This window comes from Burkholderia sp. Ax-1720 (assembly GCF_011753035.1).
Lineage (GTDB): Bacteria > Pseudomonadota > Gammaproteobacteria > Burkholderiales > Burkholderiaceae > Burkholderia > Burkholderia gladioli.
Genome location: NZ_VWWK01000207.1, coordinates 1 through 11,252, shown reverse-complemented (window position 1 = coordinate 11,252; position 11,252 = coordinate 1). Strand labels below are relative to the sequence as shown.

Sequence of the window (11,252 nt, the reverse complement as noted above, 5' to 3'; positions counted from 1 at the left end):
AGCGCCAGCCGCGCCGGCGCGCCGGCCAGCTGGTCGCGCCAGAACGCCACCTGGCGGTCGAGCCCTTCCTCGCCGAGGCGCCCCTGCTGCCAGGCCGCGTAATCGGCGTACTGCAGCGGCAGGGCCGGCAGCGGATCCGGCTGCGCGGCGAGGCGGGCGGCGAGGCGGGCGGCGTACAGGCGGCTGACTTCCTCGACCAGCACGCCGGTCGACCAGCCGTCGGAGACGATGTGATGCAGGGTGACCAGCAGCACATGGCTTTGCGCATCGAGCAGCAGCAGGCGGCCGCGGATCAGCGGATCGCGGGCCAGGTCGAACGGCGTGCCGGCCTCGTCGTCGCCGATCCGCGCCACCGCGGCGTCCTGCTCGCCGCGCGGCAGGCCGCGCAGGTCGTGCTCGGCCAGCGCGAAGCGCGGCTCGGCGTGGATTTGCTGCCGCGGCCGGCCGAGCTCGTCGGAGACGAAGTTGGTGCGCAGGATTTCGTGGCGCGCGATCACCGTGCGCAGGCACGCGAGCAGCGCCTCGCGGTCCAGCTCGCCGGTCAGGCGCAGCGCGACCGGCAGGTGGTAGGCCGCGCCGATCGCGTGATCGAGCGAATCGAGGAACCACAGCCGCTGCTGCGCGAACGACAGCGGCAGCGGGGCCTGGCGGTCGGCGCGCGGGATCGCCCGCAGCGGCGCCGCCGCGGCCTGGCCGCCGAGCGCCGCGAGGCTCGCGACGGTCGGCCGGGCCAGGAAGTCGCGCAGCGAGACCTTGATGCCGGCATGCTTGCGGACCCGCCCGAGCAGTTGCACCGCCATCAGCGAATGGCCGCCCAGCTCGAAGAACTGGTCGTGGCGGCCGACCCGCTCCAGGTGCAGCAGGTCCTGCCAGATCGCGGCGATCCTGGCCTCGGTCTCGTTGAGCGGCGCCTCGTACTCGCGCGTGACCACCGAGCTCGAATCGGGCTCGGGCAGGGCGCGGCGATCCAGCTTGCCGTTGGTGGTCAGCGGGAAGGCGTCGAGCACCACGAAGGCGCTCGGCACCATGTGCTCGGCCAGCGATTCGGCCAGCGTCGCGCGCAGCTCGGCGGTCGATAGCGCGCTGCCCGCCTGGCGCACCAGGTAGGCCACCAGGCGGCGCTCGCCCGGGCTGTCCTCGCGGGCGATCACCTGCACCTCGCGCACGCCCGGGTAGGCGGCGATCCGTGCCTCGATCTCGCCCAGCTCGATGCGGAAGCCGCGGATCTTGACCTGGAAGTCGTTGCGGCCGAGATAGTCGAGCGTGCCGTCCGGCAGCCAGCGCCCGAGATCGCCGGTCTTGTAGAGACGCGCGCCGGGCAGCGCCGAGAAGCGGTCCTCGACGAAGCGCTCGGCGCTCAGCGCCGGCCGCTCGTGGTAGCCGCGCGCGACCTGCACGCCGCCGACGTGGATCTCGCCCACGCAGCCTACCGGCACCGGCTCGCCGTGGGCGTCCAGCAGGTAGACCTGGGTGTTGGCGATCGGCCGGCCGATGCTCGGGCGCTCGCCGAGCTCGCGGATCAGCCCGATGGTGGCATCGACGGTCGACTCGGTCGGGCCGTACATGTTGTGGAAGCGGATCGTGTCCGAGGCGCGCAGCCGCTCCCAGGTCACGGCATTGATCGCCTCGCCGCCAAGCAGCACGCTGCCCGGCTGGTAGTCGCCCGGCTCCAGCAGGCCCGCGGCCAGCAGGCCCTCGAGCTGCGAGGGCGTGCTGTCGAAGCCGTCCACCCGATGCTGGCGCAGGAAGGCCAGCAACTCGGCGCCGCTCGCGCGGATCGCCTGCGGGATCAGCACCAGGCGGTGGCCCGAGAGCAGCTGCGAGAGCCCCTTGATCGACATGTCGAACGAGAAGGCCGCGTTCAGGGCGATGGTGGAATGGTCCGGCATGTCGGCGTAGATGCCGTGCCGCAGCACGTTCCAGAAGTTCACCACCGAGCGGTGCTCGACCATCACGCCCTTGGCCTGCCCGGTCGAGCCCGAGGTATAGATCATGTAGGCCAGGTTGCCCGGGCCGACCTCGCGCACGTCGGGATCGCGATCGGATTGCGAGCGCAGGCCGTCGGCGTGCTCGCCCTCGTCGTCGAGCAGCAGCACCGGCACGCCGGCGGCGGCGAACTGCGCCTGCAGCGCGCCTTGCGTGAGCAGCGCGATCGGCCGGCTGTCGGCCAGCATGTAGGCGATCCGCTCGTCGGGATAGGACGGATCGATCGGCACGTAGGCCGCGCCCGCCTTCAGGATGCCGAGCAGGCCGGCCACCATGTCGACGCTGCGCTCGGTGCAGATCGCGACCCGGTCGTCGGGGCGCGCGCCCAGCGCCAGCAGGCGATGCGCGACCTGGTTGGCGCGCCGGTTCAGCCCGTCGAAGCTCAGCGTGCCGTCCTCGGCCACCAGCGCGACCGCTTCCGGCGTGCGTGCCGCCTGCGCCTCGAACAGCCGGTGCAGGGTGGTCTCGCCGGAGAACTCGACGGCGGTGTCGTTGAAGCCGCGCAGCACCTGCTCGCGCTCGGCCGGCGGCATCACCGCCAGGGTGCGTACCGACACCTGCGGCGCGCGTTCCAGCGCGTCGCACAGGCTGTCGAGCGCCTGGCTCATGTAGCCGCACACGCGCTGCGCGCCGAAATCGTCGAGCGCCAGCACGGTCAGGCCGAAGCCCGTGCCGAGGTCGTCGATCATGATGGTCAGCGGGTAGTTGTTACGCGTCTCGGTATCGAGGAACTCGATGCCGTAGTCGTCGGGCAGGCCCTCGTCGCCGGTCTCCTCGTCGAGGTCGCCGCCCTGCCGGTAATTCATCAGCGCGCTGAACAGCGGCGCCGGCGCGGCGATGCCGCTGCAGCGCTGCGCCAGCGTCAGCGGCGCGTGCTCGTGCAGCAGCAGCTCGCTCAGGCGCCGGTGGGCCTCGCGCGCGGCCTCCTCGACCGCCGGCGCGCCCACGTCGAGACGGATCGGCAGGGTGTTGATCAGCATCCCCATCGCGCGCTCGCTGCTCGCGCTCTGCATGCCGCCCAGCAGCACGGTGCCGAACACCACGTCGTCGCGTCCCGACAGCAGGGACAGCACGCGCGCCCAGGCCAGGTGATGCAGGCTGACCGGGCTGACGCGCAGGCGCCGCGCCTGCGCGTGGATGCGCTGGCTCAGCCCGGCGTCGAGCTGCAGCTCGGCGCGATCGATGCCGTGACCGTCGCCGGAGACGTCGTGCACGCCGAACGGCAGGGTCGGTTCGTCGACCTCGCCGAGCATCTCGCGGAAGAAGCCCTCGTGGTCATGCTGCGAGGCGCTCGACTGGACCTGGGCGACGTAGTCGCGATAGGGCACCGGCGCCGGCAGGCTGTCGACCTCGTCGCACAGATGCGCGAGGATCTCGGCGCGGATCAGCCGCATCGACGAGGCGTCGTCGATCAGGTGATGGAACAGCAGCGCGGCGACCCAGCGGCCGTTGGCGGGATCCTCGGCGAACGCCAGGTGCATCATCGGCGCGCGGCGCAGGTCGAGCCGGTAGCGGCGCGGGTCGAAGCGCTGCTCGATCTGTTCGATGACCGGGCCGCCGGCCGGATCGGGCACGACCTGCTCGACCGTCAGCGGCGCGTCGCGCCAGACCACCTGCACCGGCGCGTCGAGATCCTCCCAGACGGTGGCGGTGCGCAGGATGTCGTGACGGCGGATCACCTGCTGCAGCGCGGCCACGAAGCTGTCGAGCTGCTCGCGGCTGCGCGCCGTGAACAGGCTGCGCAGCAGGTAGGGGTCGCCGTTGCGCTCGAGCGTGAGCAGGTGGTGGAACAGGATGCCTTCCTGCATCGGCGTGAGCGGGTAGATGTCCTGCAGGTTGGCCGCGCCGCCCGGCACGGTCCGCACGATCTGCCCGATCTGGTCCTGCGTGAGCCGCACCAGCGGCAGCATGTCCGGCGTGATGGTGCCGCCGTCCGCCGCCAGGCGGTAGTCGGGCGCCGCGGCCAGCTCGCGCGGCGCGGCGCTGACCGCGGCGGCCAGCGCCGCCAGCGTCTGCGCGTTGAACAGCGCGCGCACGTCGGTATGCAGGCCGGCCTGGCGCATCCGCTCGATCACGTTGATCGCCAGCAGGGAGTGGCCGCCCAGCGCGAAGAAGTTGTCGTTGCGGCCGACCTGCTCGAGCTGCAGCAGCTCGCACCAGATCGCCGCCAGGGCGATCTCGGTGTCGCCGCGCGGCGCCTCGTAGACGCCCGCGGCATAGGCGGCGGCGTCGGGCGCCGGCAAGGCGCGCCGGTCGAGCTTGCCGTTCGCCGTGAGCGGCAGCGTGTCGAGCCTGACGTAGGCCGAGGGCACCATGAAGTCCGGCAGCACCGTGCCGGCGTAGGCGCGCAGCCGTTCGGCGTCGGGCGCGGCGGCCGGCTCGGCCAGGTCCTCGCGCACCGTGTAGTAGGCCACCAGCTGGCGACTGCCGGCGGCGTCCTCGCGCGCCAGCACCACCGTGTGGTGCACGCCCTCGTGCAGGGCCAGGCGCGCCTCGATCTCGCCGAGCTCGATACGGAAGCCGCGCAGCTTGACCTGCTCGTCGTTGCGGCCCAGGTATTCGAGCTGGCCGTCGGGCAGGTAGCGCGCCAGATCGCCGGTGCGGTACAGCCGGGCGCCGGGCCGGTCGCTGAACGGATCGGCGACGAAGCGCTCCTCGGTCAGTTGCGGTCGGTTCAGGTAGCCGCGCGTGACGCCGGCACCGCCGATCCACATCTCGCCGGTCACGCCCACCGGCACCGGGTTGCGATGCCGGTCGAGCACGTAGGCCGACAGGTCGGCCAGCGGCCGGCCGATGCACAGCGGCGTCGCGCTCGCGCCGTTCAGGGCCATGTAGGTGACGTGGACGGTGGTTTCCGTGATGCCGTACATGTTGACCAGCCGGGTGTCGCGATTGCGCGCGTCCTGGTTCCAGGGCGCCAGCATCGCGACCTCCAGCGCTTCCCCGCCGAAGATCACGTGGCGCAGGCCGTGCGCGAGCCCGCTCGCGCCCTGCGCTGCGATCAGCTGGCGGAACGCGCTCGGCGTCTGGTTCAGCACCGTCACCCGTTCGCGGCACAGCAGCGCGTGGAAGTCCTCGGGCGAGCGGCTGATCGCGTGCGGCACCACCACCAGGCGCGCGCCATGGGTGAGCGCGCCCCAGATCTCCCACACCGAGAAGTCGAAGGCGAACGAGTGGAACAGGGTCCAGACGTCGTCGCGGCCGAAGCCGAAGGACACGCGGGTCGAATCGAACAGACGCGTGACGTTGCGGTGCTCGACCATCACGCCCTTGGGCGTGCCGGTCGAACCCGAGGTGTAGATCACGTAGGCGAGGTCGGAGGGCGCGACCGGCACGTCCGGGTTCTGCTCGGAATAGGCCGCGAGGCTCTCGGGCGCGTCGAGCAGCAGCACGGCGGCGTCGCTGGCCGGCAGCGAGCCGGCCAGCTCGCGCTGGGTCAGCAGGGCCACCGGCGTGCTGTCGCCGAGCATGTGCTCGAGGCGCGCGGCCGGGTAGGCCGGATCGAGCGGCACGTAGGCGGCGCCGGCCTTGAGGATGCCGAGCAGGCCGACGATCATGTCCAGGCCGCGCTCGACGCAGATCGCCACGCGCTGGTCGGCGCCCACGCCGCGTTCCAGCAGCGCATGGGCGACGCGGTTGGCGCGGCGGTTCAGGGCGTCGTAGCTGAGCGAGTGCTCGCCGTGGGTCACCGCGAGCGCGTCCGGCGCCTGCCGCGCCTGCTGTTCGAACAGCGCGTGGATGGTCAGGTCGGTGGGGTAGTCGGCCAGCGCGGCATTGAGTTCGAGCACCTGCTCGCGCCCGGCCGCGTCGAGCAGCGGCAGGGTGCTGACGCGCTGGCCGGCATCGGCCGCCATCGCGGCCAGCAGGGTCTGCAGGCAGGCGACGATGCGCTCGGCGGTGCTCGCGTCGAACAGCTCGCTCGCGTATTCGAGCTCGCCCGAGATCAGGCCGTCTTCCTCGACCAGCAGCAGCGACAGGTCGAACTGCGTGCTCAGGCGGGCCTCGGGCAGCGTGTCCAGCTGCAGCCCCGGCAGCTCGAGCGCGCGCGAAGGCGTGTTGTTCAGCGAGATCATGGCCTGGAAGATCGGGCTGTGGCTCAGGCTGCGCGGCGGCTGCACGGCCTCCACCACCTGCTCGAAGGGCAGGTCCTGGTTCGCGTAGGCGGCCAGCGCGCTGGCCTTGACCTGGCGCAGCAGGCCCGCGACGTCGGGATCCTCGTCGATGCGCACGCGCAGCGCCAGGGTATTGACGAAGAAGCCGATCAGCGGCTCCAGCTCGGCGCGCCGGCGGTTCGCCACCGGCGTGCCGACCACCACGTCGTCCTGGCCCGAGAGGCGGCCCAGCAGGCTGGCCCAGCCCGCCAGCAGGGTCATGAAGAGGGTGGTGCCGTGCTGCTGGCTCAACTGCCGCAGCGCATCCCCGAGCGGCCGCGGGAAGGTGAAGGCCAGGCTGCGGCCCGCGTAGCTCTGCACGGCGGGGCGCGGGCGATCGGTGGGCAGCTCCAGCAGGGCGGGCGCGCCCTGCAGGTGGCCGCGCCAGAACGCGACCTGCCCGGCGAGCGCTTCGCCGCGCAGCCAGTCGCGCTGCCAGGCGGCGTAGTCGGCGTACTGGATCGGCAGCGCGGGCAGCGGGTCGGGCCGTTGCTGGCGGAACGCGTCGTACAGCGCGGCGAGTTCCTCCACCAGCACGCCGATCGACCAGCCGTCCGAGACGATGTGGTGCTGCGTGATCAGCAGGACATGCTGCTCGGCGCCGAGCGCGAGCAGGCGGCCGCGGATCAGCGGGCCGGCGGCCAGGTCGAAGGGCGCGGCGGCTTCGGCTTCGCCCAGGCGCGCGACGCTCGCCTGCTGCTCGCCGGCGGGAAGTTCGCGCAGGTCCTGCTCGAGCAGCGCGAAGCCGGCCGAGGCATCGGCGATGCGCTGGAACGGCTGGCCCTTGGCGGTCGCGAAGGTGGTGCGCAGGATCTCGTGGCGCGCGACGATGCGATCGAGCGCGGCGCGCAGCGCGGCCCGGTCCAGCGCGCCCGTCAGGCGCAGCGCGACCGGCATGTGATAGGCCGCGCCGGCGGCGCGGTCGAGCGTGTCGAGGAACCACAGCCGCTGCTGCGAGAAGGACAGCGCCAGCGGCTGGGCCGAGCGCGGCAGGGCCACGATCGGCGGCAGCTCGGGGCCGGCCTCGCCCTGCGCGATCTGCGCGGCGAGATCGGCCAGCACCGGGCGCGCGAACAGGTCGCGCAGCGAGACCTCCACGCCGAACTGCTTGCGCACGCGCGAGCCGAGCTGCACGGCCAGCAGCGAGTGGCCGCCGAGGTCGAAGAAGCCGTCATGGCGGCCGACCCGTTCGAGGCCGAGCAGCTCCTGCCAGATCGCGGCCAGTGCCTGCTCGGTATCGCCCAGCGGCGCCTCGTAGGCCTGGCGCACCACCGCGGCCGCGTCGGGGGCGGGCAGCGCGCGGCGGTCGAGCTTGCCGTTGGGGGTGAGCGGGAAGCTGTCCAGCACCATGAAGGCGTTCGGCACCATGTACTCGGGCAGCGAGGCCTGCAGGTGCTGGCGCAGCAGGCCCGGCGACAGCTTCGCCTGCACGGGGATCTCGCCGTCGGCGAACAGGCGCGCGTAGAACGGCGAGGCGCGGAATTCGGAGGTGCGATGCGGCATGGCATGGCGGATCGCCAGCTCGCTGCCGTCCACGCGGCGCAGCACCGCGTCGAGATGGAAGTCGGGGTTCAGCCCGTTGGGGTCCAGGCTGCGCGTGATGCGGCCTTCCAGCACGTCGCCGGCCTGCACCGCCAGGCCTTCCGGGAAGGCCGGGAAATAGACCGGCAGCCAGCTGCCCTGGTCGGCCAGCGTGTCGAGCGTGTTGTCGGCATCGACGAACAGCAGCATCCAGACCACGAAGCCCGTCATGCGCCCGCCCTTCTCGAAGCGCAGGCTGATCGCGTGCGTCGTCTCCGGCTCCATGTGGCGCGTGTAGTCGAGGTCCTCGAAGGCGTCCTCGCTGCTGAGGATCGCGCTGGCCGGCAGGTCCTTGACGCAGATCCGCAGGTCGAACGGCGAGCCGGTCTCCTCGAAGATCTTTTTCACATAGTGGCCGGTGGTCTCGGTGAAGGCGTAGTCGAACAGGTCCTCGGTCAGCGAGACGGCGACGATCTTGGTCAGGCTGCGCTCGGGGATCATGTGCGCGCCGTCCTTGAGGAAGCGCCGCGCGTTGTTGATGATCACCGCCGAGCCCTCGCTGCCGGCGATGTTGCCGATGATCTCGGAGATGCAGTAGTCGACCGGCTCGGGCAGCTCGATGCGGGTCGCGTCGCCGTGCAGCACGACGATGCGGTCCTCCAGGCCCAGCGAGCGCACCTTCTCGCGCGCGGCCAGGTAGCTGCGCTCGAGCAGCTCGATCGCGTAGACCTTGCGCGCGCCCGCGTCGATCGCCATGCGCGAGAGCACCGCGTGCGGGCCCGGCCCGATCTCGACCACGGTCTTGCCGGGCAGGTGGCGCGCGAAGGCGTTCGCGTAGCAGCGGTTGCGCGTGGTGTGGTTCGCCATCGCGTGGTACAGCAGCGCGTCGTAGACGTAGAACTCCGATACCGAGGGCCACAGCTCGACGCGGTCGGTGGCGGTCACGTAGGCGGCCAGGCGCGGGTCGCCCGGCGCGTCCTCGCGCGCCATCACGATCGCGTCCTTGACCTGCGGGTGCAGGCGCAGGCGCGCCTCGACCTCGGCCGGCTCGATGCGGAAGCCGCGCAGCTTGACCTGGGTGTCGTTGCGGCCCAGGTATTCGATGCTGCCGTCGGGCAGCCAGCGGCCCAGGTCGCCGGTGCGGTACAGGCGCGCTTGCGCCGCGCCGCTGAACGGGTCCTCGACGAAGCGCTCGCGCGTCATCTCGGGCAGGTTCAGGTAGCCGCGCGCCAGGCCGATGCCGCCGATGTGGATCTCGCCGGCCACGCCGATCGGCACCGGTTGGCCCAGCTCGTCGAGCAGGTGGATGCGCACGTTGTCCATCGGTGCGCCGATCGGCACCGCGCCGTCGGTCTCGCCGGGCTCGCAGACCTGCATGCTGGCGCAGACCGTCGCCTCGGTCGGGCCGTAGGCGTTGATCATGCGCCGGCCCTTCGCCCAGCGCCGCACCAGGGCGGCCGGGCAGGCCTCGCCGGCCACCGCCAGGGTGCGCAGCGCGCGCAGCGCCTCGCTGTCGGCGTGGGGCGCGAGGATGCCGGCGGCCACCGGCGGCAGCGTGACGTGGGTGATCGCGTGCGAGGACAGCGTGGCCAGCAGCGGCTCGCCCGGCAGCAGGGCTTCGCGCGAGGCCAGGTAGAGGGTGGCGCCGCGGCACAGCGCCATGGCGATCTCGGAAATGCAGGCGTCGAAGCTGAACGAGGCGAACTGCAGCACGCGGCTGTCGGGCTGCACGTCGAACACGCGGATCTGCGCCTGGGCCAGGTTCGACAGGCCCTTGTGCTCGACCATCACGCCCTTGGGCGTGCCGGTGGAACCGGAGGTGTAGATCACGTAGGCCAGGCTCGAGGCGTCGATCGGCAGCGCGGGGTCGTGCTCGGGCAAGCCCTCGAAGCCGCCGTCGTCGAGCAGCAGCACGGGCGCCTCGCCCACCGGCAGCGTGCCGGCCAGCGGCGCCAGCGCCTGCTGGCTCAACAGCGCCACCGGCGCGCTGTCGCGCACCATGTGCTCGAGGCGCGCGGCCGGATAGGCCGGGTCGAGCGGCACATAGGCGGCGCCGGCCTTGAGGATGCCGAGCAGGCCCGCCACCATGTCGATGCCGCGCTCGACGCAGATCGCCACGCGCTGGTCGGCGCGCACGCCGCGCTCGATCAGCGCATGGGCGATGCGGTTGGCGCGGCGGTTCAGGGCGTCGTAGTCCAGCGCCTGGGTGCCGAACACGGCGGCCGGCGCGGTGGGCTGGCTGCGGGCCAGGGCCTCGAACTGCTGGTGGATCAGCGCTTGCGGATAGGGCGTGGCGTTCGCGTTGAAGTCGACCAGCACCTGGCGGCGCTGGGCCTCGTCGAGCAGCGGCAGGGTGCTGACGCGCCGCGTCGGGTCGGCGGCCATCGCGGCCAGCAGGATCTGCAGGCTCTGGGCGAGGCGTTCGATGGTGGCCGCGTCGAACAGGTCGCTGGAGTAGCTGATGCTGCCGCCGATGCGCTGGTCGTCGTCGCTGAGCAGCAGCGCCAGGTCGAAGGTGGCGGTCGAGCCGGTTTCGGCGAGGGTCTGCACGTCCAGGCCGGCCAGGCTCACGGTGCGGTCGGCCGGGGTGTTCTCGAGCGTGATGCCGACCTGGAAGATCGGGCTGTGGCTGAGGCTGCGGGTGGGCGCCAGCGCCTCCACCACCTGCTCGAAGGGCAGGTCCTGGTGCGCGTAGGCGTCCAGCGCGATCTTGCGCACGCGTTGCAGCAGGGTGGCCACGTCGGGATCGTCGCTGGTATCGACGCGCAGCGCGAGGGTGTTGACGAAGAAGCCGATCAGCGATTCGAACTCGCTGCGCTGGCGGTTCGCCACCGGCGTGCCGATCACGATCTCGCGGGTGCGGCTGATGCGCGAGAGCAGCACGGCCCAGCCCGCGAACAGGGTCATGAACAGGGTGGTGCCCTGCTGCTGGCTCAGGCGGCGCAGCGCGTCGCCGAGCGCGCCCGAAAAGGCGAGCGCCACGTTGCCGCCGGCATAGCGCTGCACGGCCGGGCGCGGCCGGTCGGTGGGCAGCTCCAGCAGGGCCGGCGCGCCCTTCAGGTGATCGGTCCAGAACGCCACCTGGCGGCGCAAGGTCTCGCCCTGCAGCCAGCCGCGCTGCCAGGCCGCGTAGTCGGCGTATTGCAGCGCGAGCGGCGGCAGCGGGTCGGGCTGCTGCTGGCGGAAGGCCTCGTAGAGCACGGTGATTTCCTCGACCAGCAGGCCCAGCGACCAGCCGTCCGAGACGATGTGATGCTGCGTGATCAGCAGGATGTGCTGCTCGGCGCCGAGCCGCAGCAGCTGGCCGCGGATCAGCGGGCCCTGCTCCAGGTCGAAGGGCGCGGCGGCTTCGCGCGGATTCTCGCGGCGCTGGCTGGGGGCGCCGCCATGCAGGCTGGCCGTCGACGGTATCGATGGTGGTTCGCAGCACGTCATGGCGGGCCACGATGCGGTCCAGCGCGGCGCGGAGCGCGGCCGGGTCGAGCTGGCCGCTCAGGCGCAGCGCGGCGGGCATGTGATAGGCGGCGCCGGCGGCCTGGTCGAGCGTGTCGAGGAACCACAGGCGCTGCTGGGCGAACGACAGCGGCAGCCTGC

1 protein-coding gene is annotated in these 11,252 nt (G+C 72.3%); it reads right to left on the bottom strand.

All coding sequences use genetic code 11. The features are described 5' to 3' along the window. Positions 1-11,093: non-ribosomal peptide synthetase (locus tag F3J18_RS32410; RefSeq protein WP_166916182.1), on the bottom strand; the 11,093-nt coding region annotated here is incomplete at its 3' end. Positions 11,094-11,252 lie beyond the last annotated feature (159 nt).